This window comes from Serinicoccus marinus DSM 15273 (assembly GCF_008386315.1).
Classification (GTDB): domain Bacteria; phylum Actinomycetota; class Actinomycetes; order Actinomycetales; family Dermatophilaceae; genus Ornithinicoccus; species Ornithinicoccus marinus.
The window spans coordinates 336,950-358,063 of sequence record NZ_CP043808.1 but is presented as its reverse complement, the minus strand read 5'-3'; the positions used below and the strand labels follow the sequence as shown (position 1 = coordinate 358,063).

Annotated in this window: 20 protein-coding genes and 3 pseudogenes; 12 read left to right on the top strand and 11 right to left on the bottom strand. The window is 74.1% G+C overall.

The window, feature by feature from the left end:
• Positions 1–24: 24 nt before the first annotated feature.
• The 6 genes from FU792_RS01785 to FU792_RS01760 all read right to left on the bottom strand — a co-directional run bounded on the left by FU792_RS01785 (position 25) and on the right by FU792_RS01760 (position 7,782).
• Entirely contained in the window at positions 25–588 is a 564-nt protein-coding gene (locus FU792_RS01785; protein WP_022925411.1) for a DUF5063 domain-containing protein, read from the bottom strand.
• A 93-nt stretch (positions 589–681) separates the two neighbouring features.
• The gene (recR, locus tag FU792_RS01780; RefSeq protein ID WP_022925410.1) at positions 682–1,302 is read right to left on the bottom strand and encodes a recombination mediator RecR; all 621 of its coding nucleotides are present in this window, start codon (positions 1,300–1,302) and stop codon (positions 682–684) included.
• Between the two features lie 77 nt (positions 1,303–1,379).
• A complete protein-coding gene (locus FU792_RS01775) occupies positions 1,380–2,054 on the bottom strand; it encodes a lysophospholipid acyltransferase family protein (protein WP_022925409.1) in 675 nt (224 codons plus the stop codon).
• Between the two features lie 13 nt (positions 2,055–2,067).
• Complete coding sequence (locus FU792_RS01770) at positions 2,068–4,425, bottom strand: DNA polymerase III subunit gamma and tau (RefSeq protein WP_022925408.1); 2,358 nt, start codon at positions 4,423–4,425, stop codon at positions 2,068–2,070.
• Positions 4,426–4,436: 11 nt separating this feature from the next.
• Complete coding sequence (locus tag FU792_RS01765) at positions 4,437–6,683, bottom strand: HelD family protein (RefSeq protein ID WP_022925407.1); 2,247 nt, start codon at positions 6,681–6,683, stop codon at positions 4,437–4,439.
• Between the two features lie 82 nt (positions 6,684–6,765).
• A complete protein-coding gene (locus tag FU792_RS01760; protein ID WP_161600177.1) occupies positions 6,766–7,782 on the bottom strand; it encodes a helix-turn-helix transcriptional regulator in 1,017 nt (338 codons plus the stop codon).
• Between the two features lie 320 nt (positions 7,783–8,102).
• On the opposite strand from FU792_RS01760, the pseudogene FU792_RS19065 reads away from it, so the two are divergent.
• From FU792_RS19065 to FU792_RS18300, 9 genes and pseudogenes are all read left to right on the top strand, one after another.
• Positions 8,103–8,902, top strand: a pseudogene (locus FU792_RS19065) (phosphoribosylamine--glycine ligase); the annotation flags it as partial.
• A complete protein-coding gene (locus FU792_RS19060) occupies positions 8,882–9,403 on the top strand; it encodes a phosphoribosylglycinamide synthetase C domain-containing protein (RefSeq protein WP_420876885.1) in 522 nt (173 codons plus the stop codon). The pseudogene FU792_RS19065 and the gene FU792_RS19060, both read left to right, overlap by 21 nt.
• Before the next feature lies 1 nt (position 9,404).
• Complete coding sequence (locus tag FU792_RS01750; protein ID WP_022925404.1) at positions 9,405–10,358, top strand: phosphoribosylaminoimidazolesuccinocarboxamide synthase; 954 nt, start codon at positions 9,405–9,407, stop codon at positions 10,356–10,358.
• 30 nt (positions 10,359–10,388) lie between these two features.
• Positions 10,389–10,832, top strand: a pseudogene (locus FU792_RS19055) (phosphoribosylformylglycinamidine synthase); the annotation flags it as partial.
• Between the two features lie 80 nt (positions 10,833–10,912).
• Positions 10,913–11,041 (top strand): annotated as a pseudogene (locus FU792_RS19050) (hypothetical protein); the annotation flags it as partial.
• Positions 11,042–11,846: 805 nt separating this feature from the next.
• The gene (locus tag FU792_RS19045; RefSeq protein WP_420876846.1) at positions 11,847–12,371 is read left to right on the top strand and encodes an AIR synthase-related protein; all 525 of its coding nucleotides are present in this window, start codon (positions 11,847–11,849) and stop codon (positions 12,369–12,371) included.
• Positions 12,332–13,168 carry a hypothetical protein gene (locus tag FU792_RS19040; RefSeq protein WP_420876845.1) on the top strand — a complete coding sequence of 279 codons (837 nt, stop codon included), beginning with the start codon at positions 12,332–12,334 and terminating at the stop codon, positions 13,166–13,168. The genes FU792_RS19045 and FU792_RS19040 overlap by 40 nt, the downstream gene beginning before the upstream one ends.
• A complete protein-coding gene (locus FU792_RS19035) occupies positions 13,126–14,469 on the top strand; it encodes a phosphoribosylformylglycinamidine synthase subunit PurQ (protein WP_420876884.1) in 1,344 nt (447 codons plus the stop codon). Before FU792_RS19040 ends, FU792_RS19035 begins: the two co-directional genes overlap by 43 nt.
• Positions 14,470–14,537: 68 nt before the next feature.
• The gene (locus tag FU792_RS18300; RefSeq protein ID WP_022925402.1) at positions 14,538–14,660 is read left to right on the top strand and encodes a hypothetical protein; all 123 of its coding nucleotides are present in this window, start codon (positions 14,538–14,540) and stop codon (positions 14,658–14,660) included.
• Positions 14,661–14,816: 156 nt separating this feature from the next.
• Here the strand turns inward: FU792_RS18300 and FU792_RS01740 are convergent, their stop codons facing one another.
• Both FU792_RS01740 and FU792_RS01735 read right to left on the bottom strand, forming a co-directional pair.
• A complete protein-coding gene (locus tag FU792_RS01740) occupies positions 14,817–15,260 on the bottom strand; it encodes a VOC family protein (protein ID WP_022925401.1) in 444 nt (147 codons plus the stop codon).
• Positions 15,257–15,895: a helix-turn-helix domain-containing protein gene (locus FU792_RS01735; protein WP_022925400.1), complete on the bottom strand. Its 639-nt coding sequence runs from the start codon at positions 15,893–15,895 to the stop codon at positions 15,257–15,259. Before FU792_RS01735 ends, FU792_RS01740 begins: the two co-directional genes overlap by 4 nt.
• A 59-nt stretch (positions 15,896–15,954) precedes the next feature.
• Here FU792_RS01735 and FU792_RS01730 point away from each other — a divergent pair, with 59 nt between their 5' ends.
• Genes FU792_RS01730 through FU792_RS01720 form a run of 3 tightly spaced genes read left to right on the top strand, consistent with a single transcriptional unit; the run spans position 15,955 to position 18,303 of the window.
• Positions 15,955–16,473, top strand: coding sequence for a pyridoxamine 5'-phosphate oxidase family protein (locus FU792_RS01730; protein ID WP_022925399.1), 519 nt, complete (start codon positions 15,955–15,957; stop codon positions 16,471–16,473).
• Positions 16,463–17,236, top strand: a complete 774-nt coding sequence (locus FU792_RS01725; protein WP_022925398.1) for a YdeI/OmpD-associated family protein — start codon at positions 16,463–16,465, stop codon at positions 17,234–17,236. Before FU792_RS01730 ends, FU792_RS01725 begins: the two co-directional genes overlap by 11 nt.
• Complete coding sequence (locus tag FU792_RS01720) at positions 17,233–18,303, top strand: winged helix DNA-binding domain-containing protein (protein WP_022925397.1); 1,071 nt, start codon at positions 17,233–17,235, stop codon at positions 18,301–18,303. Before FU792_RS01725 ends, FU792_RS01720 begins: the two co-directional genes overlap by 4 nt.
• A 133-nt stretch (positions 18,304–18,436) precedes the next feature.
• On the opposite strand, the gene FU792_RS01715 is transcribed toward FU792_RS01720, so the two are convergent.
• The 3 genes from FU792_RS01715 to FU792_RS01705 form a co-directional block, all read right to left on the bottom strand.
• Positions 18,437–19,099: a maleylpyruvate isomerase family mycothiol-dependent enzyme gene (locus tag FU792_RS01715; RefSeq protein WP_149814495.1), complete on the bottom strand. Its 663-nt coding sequence runs from the start codon at positions 19,097–19,099 to the stop codon at positions 18,437–18,439.
• 107 nt (positions 19,100–19,206) lie between these two features.
• Positions 19,207–19,671, bottom strand: a complete 465-nt coding sequence (locus FU792_RS01710) for an SRPBCC family protein (RefSeq protein ID WP_033418946.1) — start codon at positions 19,669–19,671, stop codon at positions 19,207–19,209.
• Positions 19,672–19,747: 76 nt separating this feature from the next.
• The gene (locus FU792_RS01705; protein ID WP_149814494.1) at positions 19,748–21,055 is read right to left on the bottom strand and encodes an adenylosuccinate synthase; all 1,308 of its coding nucleotides are present in this window, start codon (positions 21,053–21,055) and stop codon (positions 19,748–19,750) included.
• Positions 21,056–21,114: the final 59 nt, after the last annotated feature.

Genomic DNA, 21,114 nt, shown 5'->3' with positions numbered 1-21,114 from the left:
CGGCCGAGCGTCGTCCGTGGTTGCTCAGGCGCCGCCGTGCAGCGCCGCGAGCTCGGCCTCCATGACCTGCTCGTCGTCCGCGTCCAGGCGCACGTGCGCGAGCAGCGTGTGCAGGACCCGCAGCGCGGACGCCGCCCGCTCCCCCCAGGAGGACAGGTAGCTGAACTGCCACCACCACATCGCCTCGGTGGGTCGGCCCGCCACGAAGTGCTCACGCCCGTGCGCAAGGTCCGCCGCCACGGCGACCAGGTCGTCGGTCAGCGACCCACGGGTGACCTCGCCGGTGAGCACCGGGTCCTCCAGGTCGCAGTAGTCGTCCAGCCCGCCCAGCAGGTCGTGCAGCTGCTCCCGGATGCGCTCCAGGTCGGCGTCCGGGCCCGCGTCCGGCTCGAAGCGTTCGCGCGGCACCACGTCGACCAGGGCACCCAGTCGGGCGCCGGCGGAGCAAAGCTGTCCCACGCTGAGCAGCAGCAACGGCAGCACCGTCCCGGCCTCGTCGCCGGAGGCGACCGTCTCCAGGCTGGTGAAGTAGGCCTCCACCTCGGCGTGCATGTCCCGCGCCGGCTGCGTCCAGTCCTCGTCGACCATGCACCCACCCTAGGGGTAGATGACCGCCGACCTCCGGACCAGACTCCACTCGATCTGTCCCGCCCCGTGCGCAGGCCCGGCGGCAGTGCGGGCTCAGCCCGCGGTCGAGGTGGGCGCGGAGATCATCCGGCGGCCCTCGAAGGCGCGGCCGAGGGTGACCTCGTCGGCATACTCCAGGTCGCCGCCCACCGGCAGCCCGGAGGCGAGCCGGCTGACCCGCACCCCCTCGTAGGGCTTGAGCAGCCGGGCGATGTAGGTGGCCGTGGCCTCCCCCTCGAGGTTGGGGTCGGTGGCGATGATGACCTCGGCGACCTCGCCGTCGGCCAGGCGCGCGACCAGCTCACGGACGCGCAGGTCCTCCGGCCCGACCCCGCCGATCGGGTTGATGGCCCCGCCGAGCACGTGGTAGCGGCCCCGGAACTCGCGGGTCCGCTCGATCGCCGCGACGTCCTGGCTCTGCTCCACGACGCAGATCATGCTCGGGTCACGCCGGTCGTCCAGGCAGATGCGGCACCGTTGCGCCTCGGCGACGTTGCCGCAGATCTCGCAGAAGCGGACCTTCTCCCGGATCTGCAGCAGCGCCTCGGCGAGCCGGGTGATGTCCTCCGGGTCGGCCGCCAGCAGGTGGAAGGCGATGCGCTGAGCACCCTTGGGACCGACGCCGGGCAGCCGGCCGAGCTCGTCGATCAGGTCCTGGACCACGCCTTCATACACAGCACGCCACTGTATGCCGTGCCACCGACACCCGTGCCCACGGCACGCCCGCCGCCCTGGCCGCCGTCGGGACGCGCTCAGGCGGGCAGGTCGCCGGAGCGCTGGGCGTACTCCCCGGCCCACTCCTGCCCGGACATGGCCAGGATGCGCTGCATGACCTCGTCGGTCAGCTCGCGCCGGGCGCGTCCCTGCGGCACGCCGTCGAAGCGCCCGGCGACCTCGATCGGGGTGCCGAACTCGACGCGCACCTTCGCCCGACGGGGGAGCCGGGAGCCGACCGGCTGGATGTCCTGCGTGCCCTGGAGCGCCACCGGCACGATCGGGCAACCTGCCTCGAGCGCCAGCCAGGCCACCCCCGTCTTGCCGCGGTAGAGGCGGCCGTCGCGCGACCGGGTGCCCTCGGGGTAGATGCCGAAGGCGCCCCCCTCGCGCAGGTGCGTCAGGGCCAGGTCCAGCGACTTCTGGGCGGCGCGGGTGTCGTCGCGGTCCACGGGGATCGAGCCGACGCCGGTGAACCACTCGCGGCTGATCCAGCCGCGCACGCCGGTCCCCGTGAAGTACTCCGACTTGGCCAGGAAGGCCACCTGCCGCGGCGAGGTGAGCGGGATGACCACGCTGTCGATGAAGGAGCGGTGGTTGCTCGCGAGGATCACCGGGCCCTGCATCGGGACGTGCTCCCGGCCGACCACCTCGGGCCGCCAGATCGCGGTGGCCAACGGCGTCACCACGGGGTGCAGCAGCTCGTAGATCATGGCCGGCTCGTCCTCACGCCACGGGGTCGTCGTTGATGGCGATGACAGTACCGCCCAGCACGCTCTCCACCACCGGTTGCCCCACGGCCCCGGAGGTCGCCAGGTCCTCGTCGTCGTCGCTCGGCGCATCCCCACCGGGTGCCCGGTCGCGTGCGGACGTCGGTTGGTCAAGAGCGCCGAGGGTCGAGCGATCAGGGCCCGAGGAGTCGGGGCCTGAGGGATCAGGCCCGGCGGGCTCGGGAGCCGTGTCGTCGTCCGCGCCCGCCCGCTCGTCCGGGCCCGGCGACCCGCCGGTGGCCCAGTCAGGTGCCCCCTGCGCCCCGCGCGCCCGCTGCGACCACTCGGGCTGGTCGGCGGCCTGCGGACGGCCCCCTCCGGCGCCCAGCTGCTCGGCCAGAGCGGCGTCACCGGTCGACGCCTCTCCCGGTGACGCGGGAGGTCGGCCACCACGACCCCGGACCGGCGCCGGCCCGCTGTCCGACCGCTGGGTCGGGGTGGAGGAGCGGTCGGCACGGGTGCGGATCCGGCCGCGCATGGGGGTGTCGGGTATGCCCTGGGGCACCGCCTCGGCGCTCGGGGCACCGCCGAGGTGTCCGGGGGTGGGTGCAGCGCCGTGCTCCGGCTCGCCGGCCCCGACCTCGTCCTCCGGCCCGTGGGGCGGTTCCTCGGGCGGAGGTCCCTCGTCCCCGGCCACGGTCGGCGACGCGACCTCCGGTGCGGGCCCCGCGTCGCCCCCCTCGCCCCCCTCGCGCCCAGCGGCGGGGCCACGGTCACCAGGGGGCCCGCTGCCCGGGCCTCCGGGACCGCTCGGGGGTCCGTCGCCCCCGCCGAGCACGGTCGCCTCGATCCTCGTGTCGAGCGCCAGCGCGTCGAGCACACCCTGCCGCAGCGCCTCCTCGTGGGAGGTGCCCATGAAGTGCCGGATCCAGCGCTCGTCCGGCATCCCGACGAGCAGCCGCTGCCCGTCGTAGTCGACGACCTGCATGGAGTCCAGCGCGCCGGCGGTGCGCCGGCTGATCTGCCGGACCGCCGCGACGATCTCGGGCCACTGCCGGCGCAGGGCCGCGGTGTCGAGGTGCCCGGGCTGCTGGGTCTGCGCCGGTCGCGTGGCCTGCGCAGGCCGCTCGCCGCGGTGGGAGCCGCCGGCGCCCCCGGAACGGTCCGGGCCCGGGACAGCACCCTCGGACCGGGCGGGACCCGGCGCATCGCCCGCGGCGCCGAGCCGCCGCTCGATCCGCTCCAGCCGGGTGCCGTAGCCGTCCTCGCCCTGAGCGGCCGGCAGCAGCAGCCGGGCGGCGAGCAGCTCCAGCATGAGGCGGTAGGACACCGCGCCGGTCATCTCCGACAGGCCGCGGCTCACCAGGTCTGCCGCGCGCGAGAGCGCGGCCGTGCCGTGGGCCTGCGCCTGTCGCCGCATCCGCTCGACCTGGTCCTCGGGCAGCCCCGGGAGCAGGCCGCCGGAGCGCTCGCCCACCGCCGCCAGCACGATGAGGTCGCGGTAGCGCTCCAGCAGGTCCTCGACGAAACGTCGCGGGTCGTGCCCCGACTCCATGACCCGGTCGATCTGCCCGAAGACGGTCGCCGCGTCACCGGCAGCCACCGCCTCGACCACCGCGTCGAGCAGCTCCACGTCGGTGAAGCCCAGCAGCGCGGCGGTCCGCTCGTAGGTCAGACCGCCCTCGCCGGCCCCGGAGATCAGCTGGTCCAGCACCGAGAGCGAGTCGCGCACCGACCCGCCGCCGGCGCGGGTGACGAAGGACAGCACTCCCGGCTCCAGCTCGACGCCCTCGGCCCGGCACAGCTCCTCGAGGTAGGCCGTCAGCCGTTGCGGCGGGACGAGGTGGAAGGGGTAGTGGTGGGTCCGGGAGCGGATGGTCGCCAGGACCTTCTCCGGCTCGGTGGTCGCGAAGATGAACTTCACGTGCGGCGGTGGCTCCTCGACGATCTTGAGCAGCGAGTTGAAGCCCTCCCGGCTCACCATGTGCGCCTCGTCGATGATGTAGATCTTGTAGCGCGCCGTCGCCGGGCCGAAGGCGGCCCGCTCGCGCAGCTCCCGGGTGTCGTCGACCCTCCCGTGGCTGGCCGCGTCGATCTCGATGACGTCGACCGAGCCGGCGCCGTCGCGCGCCAGCGCCACGCAGGACTCGCACTGCCCGCACGGCTCCGGGGTCGGCCCCTGCTCGCAGTTGAGGCACCGGGCGAGGATGCGGGCGCTGGTGGTCTTGCCGCAGCCTCGCGGCCCGGAGAAGAGGTAGGCGTGGTTGACCCGCTCCGCGCGCAGCGCCTGCATCAACGGCTCGGTGACGTGCTCCTGCCCGATGACGTCGGAGAAGGTCTCGGGCCGGTAGCGGCGGTAGAGGGCGGTGCTCACGACACCTGACCCTAACGGCCCCCACCGACGCCGGGGGCGGCCTCGTCCACAGGACGCAGGATGGCGCTGCGGTGCGCGGCACGGGTGAGCACGACGTAGAGCGCGCGGACGCCACCGGGGGACTCGGCGACGATGCCGTCCGGGTCCACCACCACCGTGGCGTCGTACTCCAGCCCCTTGGTGGACAGCGGGTCGACGAGCACGACCTGCTCGCCCGTCATCACCGGCTCCAGCCGTCCGTGCCAGGACCACGGGGCGATGACGGCGATCTGTCCCGTCACCTCGTCGCGCAGCTCGCGCACCGCCTCCGCGACGGCCCCGGGGATCGCGGCCGTCGGCAGCGAGAGCTCCTGCGGCTCGTGCCCGGTCTCGCGGACGGCCCGCGGGATGTCCGCCTCGGGGACGTGCTCGGTGATGACCCGGGCGGCCAGGTCGAAGATCTCCCGCGCGTTGCGGTAGTTGGTGTCCATGTGGAAGGCCTGCCGCGGCGCGGTGCCGAAGGCCTCCTCCCGCGCCTGGCCGGCCTCGCGCAGGTCGTCCCAGGAGGCCTGGGCCAGGTCGCCGACGACCGTCCACGACGCCCACCGGCCGCGCCGGCCGAGCATCCGCCACTGCATCGGGGAGAGGTCCTGCGCCTCGTCCACCAGGACGTGGGCATACTCCTCGGCCTCCGCGGGGCGCCCGGCGAGCAACCGCTCCCGAGGGTCGGCCGACACCCGCGACCCCGCCCCGCCGCCGGACACGGCGGCGACGGACTCGCCGTCCGCGCCCACGCGCAGCGCGGAGACGCCGTACTGCGAGGCGTCGTCGAGCTCCTCGATCTCGAAGAACCCGCGGTCCTCGCTCGGCAGCTCGACCGGAGGGCCCAGCCGCGCGGCCAGGTCGTCGACGAGCGCCACGTCCGCGACGCTCCAGGTGCCGAGCTGCAGCGCCTCGCGGTAGGACGCCGCCAGGCCCGCGGCCTGCTGCGGCGACACGCCCCCGAGCCGCCCGACCAGCTCGTCGTCGGCGAGCCACAAGAGCATCTCGCGGGGGTCCACCGGTGCCCACCACTGCCGCATGAAGGCCTCGACGTCGCCGGAGTCGGTGAACCGGTCGACGAAGTCCTCCCGCTCCCCCTGGTCGACCTGTGCCCAGGCCAGCTGGGCCAGCGCCTCGACGGCGGCGTCGTGACCGGCGTTGCGGTGGTGGTGCCGCAGCACCTGCGCGCGGGCGCGGTCCAGCGCCGGGGCGTCGAGCCGGATCGCGTGCCCGCCGACGAAGGTCCGCAGCTGGGTGGGCGCACCGGGGATGGGCTCGCGCACGAGGCGCGCCAGCAACCGACGCATCCGCAGGCTGCCCTTGGTCGCCGCGACGTCGGGCGGGTCGAGCCGGGTGGCCGTGATCCCCGCCAGCACGTCGCCCAGCGAGCGGAGCACGACCGAGTCCTCGCCGAGCGAGGGCAGGACCCGCTCGATGTATGCCGTGTAGGCCGCGGACGGTCCGACGACCAGCACACCGCCTCCCTCGAAACGGCGCCGGTCGGAGTAGAGCAGGTAGGCGGCCCGGTGCAGGGCGACCACCGTCTTGCCGGTGCCGGGCCCACCGGTGATCTCGGTGACGCCACGGGCCGGGGCCCGGATCGCCTCGTCCTGGTGCTGCTGGATGGTCGCGACGATGTCGCGCATCCGCGAGCCGCGGCTGCGGGTCAGGGCGGCCATCAGGGCACCGTCGCCGACCACGACGACGTCGTCCGGCGGGTCGGCGACCATGAGGTCGTCCTCCACCCCGACCACCTGCTCGCCGCGGCACCGGAGCACCCGGCGGCGGAGCACGCCCTGCGGGTCGACCGGCGTGGCGCGGTAGAAGGGTGCGGCGGCCGGCGCACGCCAGTCCACGACCAGCGGCTCGTAGTCGTCGTCGCGGACGCCGAGGCGCCCGACGTAGCGGACCTCCCGGGTCGAGCCGTGCTCGTCGGCCACCTCGTGCTCCAGGTCGAGCCGGCCGAAGACCAGCCCCTCATGCTGGTGCTCCAGCGAGGCCCGGCGCTTGCTCGCGGAGTAGACCAGCGCGTCCCGCTCGAACAGCCCCGCCAGCTCCTCCTCCCTCGGGTCCCCCGTCCCCCGACGGTCGGTCTGCCCCCGCGACATCCCCTCGGCGTGCACGAGCTCGACCCGCGCGGCTGCCTTGCCCAGCTCGTCGTAGACCCGGTCCACGTGCGCCTGCTCCGCGGCGATCTGCGCCGCGACCTCGCGGTCGGTCGACACCACGTCCGTCATCCGCCCACCTCATATCCGGTGCGTAGGCCCCGGGGCGGTCACGTCCGCCCCCGCAAAGACCGCAGTCTATCCCGCGGGTCCCTCAGACCCAGCCACGCCGCACGGCCTGCGCCCCCGCGTGGAAGCGAGTCGCGGCCCCGAGGTGCTCCATGATGTAGCGGACCCGGCGCTCCACCGTCCGCACCGAGATCCCGTGGCGGCGGGCGATCACCTGGTCCGAGGCGCCGCTGGCCAGCAGCGCGAGGATGGCCTGGTCCCGCTCGTCCAGCGGCGCCGAGGAGCCCCCGACCTCCTTGCGCTCGGCGGCCTCCTGCATCGGCCGCATCGGGGCGGCCAGGGTCCAGGTCCGCTCGATGAGGTTGGCCACGGCGGCCACGGGCGCCGCCAGCCGCGCCTCGAAGGACCCCACGCCGTCCGGCTCGAACCGGCTGATGTCGATGAGCGTCACGTCGCTGTCGCACACCACCGCGCTCACCGGCACCCCGTTGCCGGTCCGCACCGCGGCACCCTCGCGCAGCGCGGCCTCCATGACGGCGACCGCGCTGCGCAGCTCCAGCAGCGAGGTGTCGAGGATCAGCCGTCGGTCGACACCCTGGCGGACCGACAGCAAGGAGGGGTCCTCGGCGGCCCGCGCGAGCAGGGTGCGGCTCGCGACCGACCCGTCCACGGCCCACCACAGCCGGTCCGTGGTCGCGATGTGCATGGCGGTGATGCGGCCGATGATGTCGTCGACCCCGCCCAGCAGGTCCATCCCCGGCAACCGTCCGGTCGTGGCGTCCAGCGTCGACCGACGCCACGCCCGCTCCAGCTCGCCGGCGGTCGCCCGGGCCAGCCGCAGCCGGTGCTCGGTGACCTCGGCGTGCCGGGCGACCGCCTCCCGGGGCGGGATGACCACCCAGGTGTCGGGGTCGTCACCGGCGCGCAGGAAGCCGCGCGCCTCCAGCTCCGCCGTGGCGTCGTCGATCTCGGCGTCGGTCAGTCCCTCGCCGCGGAAGAGCTTGCGCGTCGGGGTGCCGAAGCGGACCGCGCGACGGAACACCGCGATGACGAACTCCTCGTAGGCCGAGCCGTGCAGCCGCGCGGGTGCAGAGGCATCCATGGCGCCCATCATGACGGATCTCCGTCAATGGCAGCCCCCGACACCTCTGGGCGTGACATCGCCCCCGCGATATGTCACTGTGGAGCATGTCGGCTTCGGTCGGCAGCAGGGAAGTGCGAGTCGCACGGGCAGCCCCCCATCAGTCCGTGCAGACCCTGCCCTGCAGGTGGTCCCCTGGGAGATACCCCCCCTGCCTCTCAGGGGACCACCCCTGTCACCCCGCCGTGCGGCCCGGTCCCGGTCGGTCACCGTCGGCGGCGCGCACACCCCGTCCGACCGGTGGCCCCGGCCCCCGGACCCGCCCACTAGGCTGACATCCCGTGGTGGTCCTCGTCCTCGGCTCCGGTGCGCGCGAGCACGCGCTGGTCCGCTCCCTGACCCTCGATCCCTCGGTCGACCGCGTCGTGGCGCTGCCCGGCAACCCGGGGATCGCCGACCTCGCCGGCTGTCTCCCCGGCGATCCGGCGGACCCCACCGCCGTCGTCGACGCGGCACGCTCCGAGGGTGCCGACCTCGTGGTCGTCGGTCCCGAGGCGCCGCTGGTCGCCGGTGTCGCCGACGCACTCCAGGAGTCGGGCATACCGTGCTTCGGACCGTCGGCGCAGGCTGCTGCGCTCGAAGGGAGCAAGGCCTTCGCCAAGGAGGTCATGGCTGCGGCCGGCGTGCCGACCGCAGCCGCCCACGTCTGCACCACCGTGGACGAGGTGGAGCGCGCGCTGGACGCGACCGGCTCGCCCTACGTCGTCAAGGAGGACGGCCTGGCCGCCGGCAAGGGCGTCGTCGTGACGACCGACCGGGCACGGGCGAGGGAGCACGCCACCGCCTGCCTGGAGCGCGCGGACGCCGTCGTCGTCGAGGACTTCCTCGACGGCCCTGAGGTGTCGCTCTTCTGCCTCAGCGACGGTCGGACCGTCGTCGCGCTGGAGCCGGCCCAGGACTTCAAGCGGGTCGGTGCGGGGGACACCGGGCCCAACACCGGGGGATGGGGGCCTACTCACCGCTCACCTGGGCACCGACCGACCTCGTCCCGCAGGTCCTGGACACCGTCGCCCGCCCCACGGTCGCGGAGATGGCGCGGCGGGGCACCCCCTTCGTCGGGGTGCTCTACGTCGGTCTCGCGCTCACCGCGGACGGGCCGCGCGTCGTCGAGTTCAACGCGCGCTTCGGGGACCCCGAGACGCAGGTGGTGCTCGCCCGGTTGCGGACCCCGCTCGGCGTGGTGCTCCGGTCGGCGGCGGAGGGTGAGCTGTCCGGGTTGCCCGAGCTGGAGTGGTCGCCGCGCACGAGCGTCAACGTCGTGGTCGCGGCCGAGCACTACCCCGGCACGCCTGCGACGGGCGACACTATCGGCGGGATCGAGCACGCCGAGAAGGGAGGCGACGTGCACGTGCTGCACGCCGGAACCCGCCGGGAGACGTCGACGGGCGACCAGCCCGGCGGGCTCGTCTCGTCCGGGGGGCGGGTGCTCAGCGTCGTCAGCCTGGCCGACGACCTGCCCGGGGCCCGTTCGCGCGCCTACGAGGCCGCCGGTCGGATCACGTTGCGCGGCAGTCATACCCGACCTGACATCGGGCTCGCCGCCGAGCGGGGCGAGGTCGTCGTCCCCGGGCAGGAGGCCTGAGGTGACGCTGTCGCTCGAGGGGCACGAGCTGCTCTACTCCGGCAAGGTGCGCGAGCTGTATGCCCCGCTGCACGCCGACGGCACCGTCGACGAGTCCCGGCTGCTGCTGGTGGCCTCGGACCGGGTCAGCGCCTACGACCACGTCCTCGACACCCCGATCCCGGACAAGGGCGCGGTCCTGACCCAGCTCTCGCTCTGGTGGTTCGACCAGCTCGCCGACCTCGCCCCGCACCACGTGGTGTCGACCGAGGTGCCGGACGAGGTCGCCGGGCGCGCGGTCTACGTGCGGCGCCTGACGATGCTGCCGGTCGAGTGCGTCGCTCGCGCCTTCCTCACCGGTGGGGGTCTCGCGGAGTATGCCGCGACCGGCATCGTGTCCGGCGTCGAGCTGCCCCCGGGCCTGGTCGACGGGTCACGCCTGCCGGAGCCGGTCTTCACCCCGAGCACCAAGGCGCCGGTCGGCGAGCACGACGAGCCGATCAGCGTGGAGCGGGTCGCCGCGCTGGTGGGCCCGCGGCTGGCCGCGCGGGTGCGTGACCTGACGGTGGACATCCTCGACCGGGGCAACGCGATCGCCGCCGACCGGGGCATCCTCATCGCCGACACCAAGGTGGAGTTCGGCGTGGACCCGGCCGACGTCCCGCAGGGTGCCGGCGGTGCGCCGGCGTGGGACGAGGTGGACGCCGACGCCGTGCAGGTCGTCCTCGCCGACGAGGTGCTCACCCCGGACTCCTCCCGCTTCTGGCGCGCCGACGACTGGACGCCGGGCCGGACCCAGACGTCCTACGACAAGCAGGTCCTGCGCGACTGGCTGACCTCGCCGGCCAGCGGGTGGGACCGCGGGGGCGACGCCGCTCCCCCTGCGCTGCCCGAGTCCGTCGTGGAGCTCACCCGGGCCCGCTACGTCGAGGCCTACGAGGCCCTCACCGGGCACCCCTTCACCCCCACCCGCTGACCCCGCCGACCCCTCCGGAGCCGCACCGCCATGGCCGACCACGTCCTCACCGTCCTGCCGGGCGGGTCCGCCCTCTCCGACTTCCGCGCCGCCGCCCTGCTGGCCCGGCTGCGGCGGGTCGCCCCGCAGGTCACCTCGGTCGCCGCCCGCCACCTGCACGTCGTCGCCACCGACCAGGAACCGGGCACCGAGGAGCTCGCCGACCTGCGCGCGATCCTCACCTACGGCGACCCGTGGCCGGGCGAGGAGGACGACGAAGACCGCGGGGACGAGGCCGGCGCCGAGGGCGGGCATACCGCGCGGGTGGTCGTCTCCCCCCGGCTGGGCACCATCTCGCCGTGGTCGAGCAAGGCCACCGACATCCTGCTCAACTGCGGCCTCGACGTGCAGCGGGTGGAGCGGGTGACCGAGCTCCGGCTCGAGGTCGGCGGCGGACCGCTCGACGAGGCCACCTGGAGCGCGTGCGCCGACCTGCTGCACGACCGCATGACCGAGTCGGCGCTCCCCGGGCGGGACGCCCTGACGCTGCTCTTCGCCGACCGGTCGCCGAGCCGATGGAGCGGGTGGACGTCCTCGGGCGCGGACGAGGCGCGCTGGAGGAGGCCGACGCGCGCTACGGGCTGGCGCTCTCGCCGGACGAGATCGACTACCTCGTCGAGGCCTTCACCGCGCTGCGCCGTAACCCGACCGATGTCGAGCTGACGATGTTCGCCCAGGCCAACTCCGAGCACTGCCGGCACAAGATCTTCAACGCCGACTTCATCATCGACGGCGAGGCACAGGGGCAGAGCCTGTTCGCGATGATCCGGCACACCGAGCAGGTGGCCGGCGCGGGCACGGTCGTGGCCTACAAGGACAACGCCTCGGTCATGGCGGGAGGCCGGACGCAGCGCTTCACCCCCGGGGACGGGCGCACCGCCCCGAGCCGGTATGCCCTGCGCGAGGACGACGTGCACGTGCTCATGAAGGTGGAGACGCACAACCACCCCCCGCGATCTCGCCGTTCCCGGGCGCCGCGACCGGCGCGGGCGGAGAGATCCGTGACGAGGGCGCCACCGGCCGGGGCAGCGCACCCAAGGCCGGGCTCGTGGCTTCGCGGTGTCGAACCTGCGGCTGCCGGGCACGGACGAGCCGTGGGAGAGCGGTGGCGGGCGAGCGGGCCCGACCACCTCGCGAGCCCGCTGGAGATCATGGTCGAGGCACCGCTGGGAGCGGCGGCCTTCAACAACGAGTTCGGCCGCCCGGGCCTCGGCGGGTTCTTCCGCGTCTACGAGCAGACCGTCGACGGCGTGCGGCGCGGCTTCCACAAGCCGATCATGAGCGCGGGCGGGCTCGGGACGATCAGCGCCGACCAGACGGAGAAGGTCCGCTTCCCCGCCGGCACGCTGCTCGTGCAGCTCGGCGGGCCGGGGATGCGGATCGGCATGGGCGGTGCGCCGCCAGCTCGATGGCTGCGGGCGCTAACGCCCCGACCTCGACTTCGACTCGGTGCAGCGCGGCAACCCCGAGATGCAGCGCCGCGCCCAGGAGGTCGTCAACCACTGCTGGGCGCAGGGTGCTCGCAACCCGGTGCTGGCGATCCACGACGTCGGCGCGGGCGGGCTGTCCAACGCATTCCCCGAGCTGGTCGACGACGCCGGGCTGGGCGCCCGCTTCGACCTGGCGATGGTGCCGGTGGCCGAGTCCGGCCTCTCCCCCAAGGAGATCTGGTCCAACGAGAGCCAGGAGCGCTACGTCCTGGCTATCGCGCCGGGGTCGCTGGAGGAGTTCGCCGCGCTCTGCGCGCGCGAGCGCTGCCCGTATGCCGTCGTCGGCGTCGCGCAGGACGACGGCGAGCTGGTCGTCACCCAGGGCGAGGCAGATCACGGCCGCGGCCCGATGGCGCCGAGTGGCCCGGTTGCGCCGGCCGTCGAGGGGCATCCCGGTGCCGAAGTGGGCCACTCGGCGGGGTCCGAGGCTGACCACCGGTCGACATGCCGATGGAGGTGCTGCTCGGCAAGCCTCCCCGGATGACCCGCGACGTGGCGCGGGTGGTGCGGCGCGGGGACGACGTCGACCTCTCCCTCGAGGGCGACGCGCTGCGGGACGCGGCGTATGCCGTGCTGCGGCACCCGAGCGTGGCCTCCAAGCGCTTCCTCGTGACCATCGGCGACCGCACCGTCGGCGGGCTGAGCCACCGGGATCAGATGGTGGGGCCGTGGCAGGTGCCGGTCGCGGACGTCGCCGTGACGCTGACCGACCTGGCGGGCCTGGCCGGGCAGGCGATGGCCACCGGAGAGCGGATGCCGCTGGCGGCGGTGGATGCCCCTGCCTCGGGACGGATGGCGGTCGGCGAGGCGATGACCAACCTGCTCGCGGCCCCGGTCACGCCGCTGGAGGCAGGCGCTCCTCTCTCCGGGGTCAAGCTCTCCTGCAACTGGATGGCCGCCTGCGGCGAGCCCGGTGAGGACGCCGCGCTCTACGACACCGTGCGCGCCGTCGCGCTGGAGCTGTGCCCGGCGCTGGGGATCTCGGTGCCGGTCGGCAAGGACTCGCTGTCGATGCGCGCCCGGTGGACCGACGGGGACGGGCAGGAGCAGGCCGTCGTGTCGCCGGTGTCGCTCGTCGTCTCCGCCTTCGCCTCGCTGCCCGACGTCCGCGGCACCCTCACCCCGCAGCTGCACGAGGGCTCCGAGCTGCTGCTCGTCGATCTCGGTGGCGGCCGGGACCGGCTCGGTGGCTCGATCCTGGCGCAGGTGGGGGCGGCTTCGGGGGCACCGTCCCGGACCTGGACGACCCGGCGCGGATCACCGGGCTGGCTGCGGCGCTGACCGAGCTGCGGGCGCAGGGGCTGGTGACGGCCTACCACGACCGCTCCGACGGCGGGCTCTGGGCGACGCTGGTCGAGATGGCGATGGCCGGGGGTGTCGGTCTCGACATCGAGGTGCCCCACTCGGCCGACCCGACCGGTGACGGCACGGAGGACAAGCTGACGCCGGCCCTGGCCGCGCTCTTCGCCGAGGAGCTCGGCGTCGTCCTCGAGGTGCCGCAGGGGCGCCTGGAGGAGGCCGTCGCGGTGCTGCAGCCTCACGGCTTCCCCTCGGTCGTCAGCCTGGGGCAGGTCACCGGGGACCGGAGAGTGCGGGTCGCCGTCGGTCAGGCCATCACCCTGGACGAGCCGCTGCGCGACCTCGCGCAGGCCTGGGACGAGGTCTCCTGGCGGATCGCGTCGCTGCGCGACAACCCGGCCTGCGCCGACGAGGAGCACGCCGCGGTCGGCGGGGACGACCCCGGGCTGGTCGTGAGCCCGAGCTTCGACCCGGCGCAGGACGTCAGCGCGCCCTACGTCTCGCGCGGCGCGCGGCCGCGGGTCGCGATCCTGCGCGAGCAGGGCGTCAACAGCCACGTCGAGACGGCCTTCGCCTTCGACCGAGCCGGGTTCGACACCTACGACGTGCACATGACCGACCTGCAGGCCGGGCGCTTCGACCTCGCCGACGTGGTCGGGCTCGTGGCCGCCGGCGGCTTCTCCTACGGCGACACCCTGGGTGCGGGCGAGGGCTGGGCGCGCTCGGTGCTCTTCGACCCGCGGCTCACCGACGCCTTCGACACCTTCGTCGCGCGGCCGGACACCTTCGGCCTCGGCATCTGCAACGGCTGCCAGATGTTCGCCGCGCTCGCCGGGCACATCCCCGGCGCGCAGGCCTGGCCGCGCTTCGTGCGCAACGCCAGCGAGCAGTACGAGGCCCGGCTGTCCCAGGTCGAGGTCCTCGACGGCCCGTCGATCTTCTTCAGCGGTATGGCCGGGTCACGGCTGCCGGTGGCGGTGGCGCACGGCGAGGGGCGCGCCGACTTCTCCCGGCAGGGTGACCTCGACGCGGTCCGGGCCGGGCTGGCGGCCGTGCGCTACGTCGACGGCCACGGGGAGGTGGCGCGGGCATACCCCGCGAACCCGAACGGCTCCCCCGACGGCCTCACCGCGGTGACCACCCCGGACGGGCGGTTCACCGCGATGATGCCGCACCCGGAGCGGGTGCAGCGCAACGCGCAGCTGTCGTGGACGACCGGGACGGTCGAGGAGCCGAGCTCGTGGCTGCGGATGTTCCGCAACGCCCGGGTCTGGGTGGGGTGAGGCAGCCACCACCCTGGCGCAGAACTGCGAGGCCGATGAGTCCGGGGCCTGGGGATGGTCGGAGTGGCATGAGGTTCATCCTGGTGCCCGGGGCGGGCGGGCAGGCCTGGGACTGGCACCGGCTGGTGCCGCTGCTGGGCGACGCCGTGGCGGTGCAGCTGTCCGCCGGTTCGTGCTGCTCAACGCGATGATCCCGACGCCGGGCGAGAGCGGCGGGCAGTGGTGGGAGGGCTCGGGCCACCGCGCCGTCGACATCGGGGAGCCGGCCGCGGGAGCTGGCGGGGGCACTGCTCGGGTGACCGCGGTGGCTCCGGGTGGCCCTGGCAGCACGTCCCCACCGCGGTGGCTCAGGTCTGCCGCGCCCACTCGTCCAGGGCGGCCTGCACGTCGGCGTCGCTCATGCTGACCTGGGTGCCCACGATCCACTGGTGCCCGAACGGGTCGCGGAAGCGGCCCTGCCGCGACCCGTACGGCTGGTCTTCGACCTCGAAGATCTGCTCCGCACCTCGCTCGAGCGCCCGCGCCATGACGGCGTCCGGGTCGTCGGTGAGGACGTCGAGGATCACGCCGGTCCCCATCACCGACGCCTCCCGGTCAGGAGCCGCGTCGACGCCGTCCGGGTCCTTGACCTGCACCTGCCCGCCACCGGGGAGCTCCAGCGCGGCGAAGACGACGGACCCTCCCATCGTGTGGCGGGTGAGCAGGCGCGCACCGAGCACCTCGGCGTAGAACGTCAGGGCCGCATCGGCGTCGTGGACGACGAGCTTGGGGGACACACGGATCTCGGTCATGGGCCCGAGTCTGCCCCCACCGTCTCCTCCTCCGCGTGGACGTCTCGGCGCTCCTGCGCCAGCCAGGTCGTCGGGGAGCAGCCGATCAGGTCGCGCCACTCCGCGTCGAGGTGGGCGAGATCGGTATACCCCGTCGCGTGCGCCAGGTCGGTCAGGTTCCGGTGACCCCCACCGCGCACCCGGGCAGCGGCATGCTCGAAGCGGGTGAGGCGGGCCAGGTGCTTCGGCCCGACCCCGAGCTCGGCGCGCACCACCGTCCGCAGCTGACGGGGGCTGAGGTGCACGTGGCGGGCGACCTCGCCGATGCGGACCCGACCGTGCCGGCACTGGATGAGACGGACGGCGGCGACCACCTCCTGCCTCGGCGGCGGGGCCGGCCGGGCGCGCGCCCAGGCGGCGAGCGTCGCCGCCTGCTCCGCCGTCCCTGCCGAGGCCAGGCGGTCGGCGAGGGCGCGCACCTCTCGCGGGAGCACCGCGTCGGCCTCGACGGTGGTATGCCCGTCCGCACCGGGCGCGAGCTCGGTCGCCGGCATCCCGAGTAGCCCGCGCGCCGCGAGCGGGTCGAGGGCGAGGTGCACCCCGGACCATCGGCCCTGCTGCCGGGTCCAGGCGCCCTGCGTCTGCAGCCCGCCCACCAGCGAGGGCAGCGGTCCGGCCGGCCCCGCCTGTCGGTGCTTGGCGCTACGGTCTCGTCATGAGCACCGCGGGGACCCCGCAGACCGACCGCCCGACCTTCCCGGAGGGCTACGGCATCCCGGAGACCGCCGAGGGTCAGCTCGGCTGGGACGAGGTGGAGGCGCGGCTGCGGGAGGCGCAGCACTACTGGCTGGCCAGCGTGCGGCCCGACGGCCGACCGCACTCGGTGCCCCGCTGGGGGGTCTGGCGGGACGGCAGGTTCTGGTACGACGGTGCCCCGACGACGCGGCATACCCGCAACGTCGAGGCCAACCCGGCGGTCACGCTGACGCTGGAGAGCGGCACGGAGGTGGTCATCGTCGAGGGCGAGTCGCACGCCACCCGCGCGGAGGCCGACGGGTTGGGCGCGCGGCTGGCGCAGGCCTTGGAGAAGTACGCCGACTCCGGCTACTCCCCCGGGCCGGACTCCTGGTCGGGCGAGGACGGCGGTGGGCTGCGCGTGATCACCCCGCACCGGGCGCTCGCGTGGTTCTCCTTCCCGACCGACTGCACCCGCTTCACCTTCGGTGGCGACTGAGGTGGGCTGGCGCGAGGGTGGCAGCCGGGACCGTCCGGCGGTCTTCTTCGACGGCCCGGAGGACTTCCGCACCTGGCTGGAGGAGCACCACGAGAGCGCCGACGAGCTCTGGATGGGCCTGCACAAGAGGCACGTCGAGCCACGCGGCCTCACCTGGGCCGAAGCGGTGCCGCAGGCCCTGTGCTTCGGCTGGATCGACTCGGTCAGCCAACGGATCGACGACGACGCGCGGCGCCAGCGGTGGACCCCGCGCCGTCGGGGCAGCATCTGGAGCGCGGTCAACGTCGCCCACGTGGAGCGGCTGACCTCCGAGGGCCTCATGCGTCCTGCCGGGATCACCGCCTACGAGGCGCGGACGCCCGAGCGCACCGCGATCTACTCCTTCGAGCGGGACGACCGGCACCTCACCCCGGAGCAGGAGCAGGTGCTGCGCGCGGACCCGGCCGCCCTGGCCTTCTGGGAGGCCGCCACGCCCAGCTACCGCAAGCAGGTCGCCACCTGGGTGACGGGCGCCAAGCGGGAGGCCACCCGCACCTCCCGGCTGCAGCAGCTGGTCGCGGACAGCGCGGCCGGTCGGCTCGTGCCGCCGCAACGCTACGGTGATCCACCAGCGTGGCTGGCGCGCGCGGCACAGGCGGCGGCCGAGGCCGCCGGGCAGGCCGGCTCCGGGGCTACGGGAGCCAGCGCGGACGACACATGGGACAGCCCCGACGACGGGCCCGTGGGCGGCGATGACGGGCAGCCGCCGGGCACGGGGTCATGAGGGCCGACCGCTGGTCCCTGGCCGACGTGGCCCGGATGCGGCTGCTCTCGCAGCGGCTGGTCGACCCGCTGGCCTCGCCCACCGAGGTGGTGCGGCACCTGACCTGCACCCAGGGCCAGGACTACCCCGGCTCGTCGGTGTCGATCGCCCTGCGCACCACGTCCCGCCGGCTCCAGGACGTCCGCGACGCCTACGACTCGGGCACGATCGTGCGCAGCTGGCCGATGCGCGGCACGCTCTTCGTCGTGCCGGCCGAGGATCTCGGCTGGATGCTCGGGCTCACCTCGGAGCGGGTCCGGCGCGAGACGACCCGCCGCCGCGAGCAGCTCGGGCTCGGCGAGGCCGTGCTCGACCGGGCCGAGTCGGTGGCGCTGGAGGTGCTGCGTGGCGGGGGCCTCACCCGGGCCGAGCTGCTGCGCGCCTGGGAGGCGGCCGGTCACGAGACCGACGGCGGTCGCGGCTACCACTCGATCTTCCACCTGGCTCTGCGCGGCCTGCTCTGCCAGGGACCGACCACCGGCACGGAGCAACGACTCGTGCTCACGCAGGAGTGGATCTCCACGGCGCGCAGGCGCGAGGGCGAGGAGGCGGTGGCCGAGTGGTTCGTCCGGTATGCCCGCAGCCACGGGCCGGTCCCGGTCGCCGACTTCCTGTGGTGGACCAAGCTCCTGAAGCGGGACGTCGCCCCGGTGCTGGACGCCGCGCGCGACACGCTCGAGGTGCTGCTGGTCGACGGTGTGGAGCACTGGGTGGACCCCGCGGTCGTGCAGCGCTACGGCCAGCAGCGGCGCCGAACCGCGGCCCACCTCCTGCTCCCGGGCTTCGACGAGCTGGTCCTCGGCTACGGCGACCGCCGGGCGGTGCTCACCCAGGACGAGGAGGCGCAGGTCGTCCCCGGCGGCAACGGCGTCTTCCGCGGCACCGTGGTGCGTGCGGGCCGCGCGGTCGGCACCTGGAAGCGGCCCCGCCGGGCCGGCGACGTCGTCGACGTCACGCCCTTCGGCGCGGGCCTGCCCGGCCCCGTGGAGCGGGCCCTGCCCCGCCTCAGCGCCGCCCTGCCGTCCTGAGTGCCCTGAGCCCCTGAGCGCCTCTGAGCCCTGAGTACCCGATCAGCTGCCTCCCGATGGACCAACGTCGGCCTAGCATGACCGTCATCGGCATATTTCCCGATGAAGGTTCTGCTAGGCCGTGGTCGGTCCGTCAGGACGAGGGCCCGGCCGTGCCCAGCCGCTCCGCCAGGACGGGCAGGCCCGGACCGGACAGCTGGGTGAGGTATGCCGCGCGCCCCGCCATCACCATGGTCAGGGCCAGCGTCGAGCCGCCCACGAGCGGGCCCTCACCCGTCGTGAAGTCCGTGTCGCAGGCCTTCAGCCGCAGCCCGTCGGCCATCGTCCGGCTGGGGACCGTGAAGTCGCGGGCCGCGAAGAACTCCGCGACCTGGGTCACGGCTGCGGGGGCGGGCTCGCGCGCAATCCCCAGCGGCTGCCGGATGTCCTGCCCGTGGACGACGACCTCGCCGAGCCACGCCGGCGTGTGTCCCGAGGCCGCCGTGGTGCTGGTCACGACCGCCCGGAACCCTGCCAGCGTGTCCTGCGCGGACGCCCCGAGGTGCTCGGCGAGGCGTCGCTGGTTGTGCAGGTCGAAGTCGAAGCGTGCCCCGAGCACGCTGACCAGCCAGAGCACCCTGCCGACGCTGGCCGCCGCGGTGAGGTGGGCCACCACCTCGCGCACGCTCCAGCGGCCGCACAGGCTGGGCGCCTCCCACTGCTCCGGCGCCAGGGTGGCGAGGTCGTCCGCGAGCGCCGCACGCTCGGCGTGCACCGCGGCCCACAGCTCCGTCGTCGTCCAGCTGGTCACAGGCATACCTCGTCTCGTCCCGGGTCGTCGGTGGTCGGACCCGAGCGGTGCGCTGAACTCATCGGGACAGACCGTGCGGTCGGTCGACACACATCGTGCGGCCGGTCGGGGTGTCAGGCGTGCTCGGCGTCCTGCTCCTCACGCAGCACGAGCCGCAGCCGCTCCAGATCACGGCGCATGGCGCGCTTCATACCCAGCGTCACCGCACCGGAGGCCAGCGTGGTCATCGCCTTCGGCCGGCCGGCGTTGCGCAGGCTCATCCCGGTGCGCGGACGCCCCTCGACCTCCTCCTCGTCCCACCAGGTGTAGGTGGTCTCCATCGGGAAGGGTCCGTCGTCGGTACGCATCACCAGGCACTCGTCCGGCACGAGGTCGACGATCTCGTAGGTGTAGGCGAGCCGCCGGCCGAGGAAGCGGGCGACGAAGTCGACCCGAGCACCTTCCTGGAGCACCGGGTCGCCCTCCCACTGCACGGACCGGATGTTGGCGTACCAGCGCATCGCCTGGTCCGGGTCGCCGGCGACGGCCGCCACGAGGGTGCGCGGCGCGTCGAAGGTGGTGGCGACCGTCACATCCATGGCCACAGGGTATGCCGTCGCGCCCGAGAGCGTCGCCGGTGCGCCCGGCCGTCGAGAGCGGTGGCGTCACTCCCGCTCAGGCCACAGCGGCCTCGTCGCGCCCGAGCAGGTCGTGGCGGACGATGACCTCATCGCGGCCCGGGCCGATGCCGATGACCGAGATCCGTGCGCCGATGAGCTCCTCGAGCCGCTCGACGTAACGCTGCGCGGCGAGCGGGAGGTCGGTGAAGCGGCGGGCACCGGTGATGTCCTCGGACCAGCCGGGCAGCTCCTCGTAGACGGGCCGGGCGTGGTGGAAGTCCGACAGGTTGACGGGCATCTCGTCGAAGCGCTGGCCCTGCACGTCGTAGCCCACGCAGATCGGCACGGTGTCCAGGCCGGTGAGCACGTCGAGCTTGGTGAGCACCACGTCCGTCAGCCCGTTGACCCGCTGGGCGTAGCGGCCGATGACGACGTCAGCCCACCCGCACCGCCGCGGCCGCCCGGTCGTCGTGCCGTACTCCGCGCCCACGTCGCGCAGGTGCTGCCCGTGCTCGTCCTCCAGCTCGGTGGGGAACGGGCCCTCCCCGACCCGGGTCGAGTAGGCCTTGAACACGCCGATGACCCGGTCGATGCGGGTCGGGGGCACCCCCGAGCCGGTGCACGCGCCGCCCGCGGTGGCGTTGGAGGACGTGACGAAGGGGTAGGTGCCGTGGTCGACGTCGAGCAGCGTCGCCTGCCCGGCCTCGAAGAGCACCGTCTTGCCGGCGTCCAGCGCCTCGCCCAGCTCGAGGACGGTGTCGGTGACCATCGGCCGGATGCGCTCGGCGTGCCGGAGCAGCTCCTCCATCACCTCGTCGACCTCGACGGCACGTCGGTTGTAGATCTTGAGCAGCAGCTGGTTCTTGACGTCCAGGGCCGCCTCGACCTTCTGCCGCAGGATCGACTCGTCGTAGAGGTCCTGGACCCGGATGCCCACCCGGCTCATCTTGTCGGCGTACGTCGGGCCGATCCCGCGCCCGGTGGTGCCGATGCGCCGCTTGCCCAGGAAGCGTTCGTTGACCTTGTCCAGGACGCGGTTGTAGGGCGGGATGACGTGGGCGCTGGCGCTGATCCGCAGCAGCGAGGTGTCGATCCCGCGCGCCTCCAGCCCGTCCAGCTCCTCGATGAGCACGGCGAGGTCGACGACGACGCCGTTGCCGATGACCGGGGTGCACCCGGGGGACAGGATGCCGCTCGGGAGCAGGTGCAGGGCGTACTTCTGGTCGCCGATGACGACGGTGTGACCGGCGTTGTTGCCCCCGTTGAACTTCACGACGTAGTCGATGTCCGAGCCGAGCAGGTCGGTCGCCTTGCCCTTCCCCTCGTCGCCCCACTGGGCGCCCACCAGGACGATGGCTGGCATGGTGTGGTGCCTTTCTCTCGCGGCAGGTGACTCCTCACTCTATCGACGCCGGGCACGGG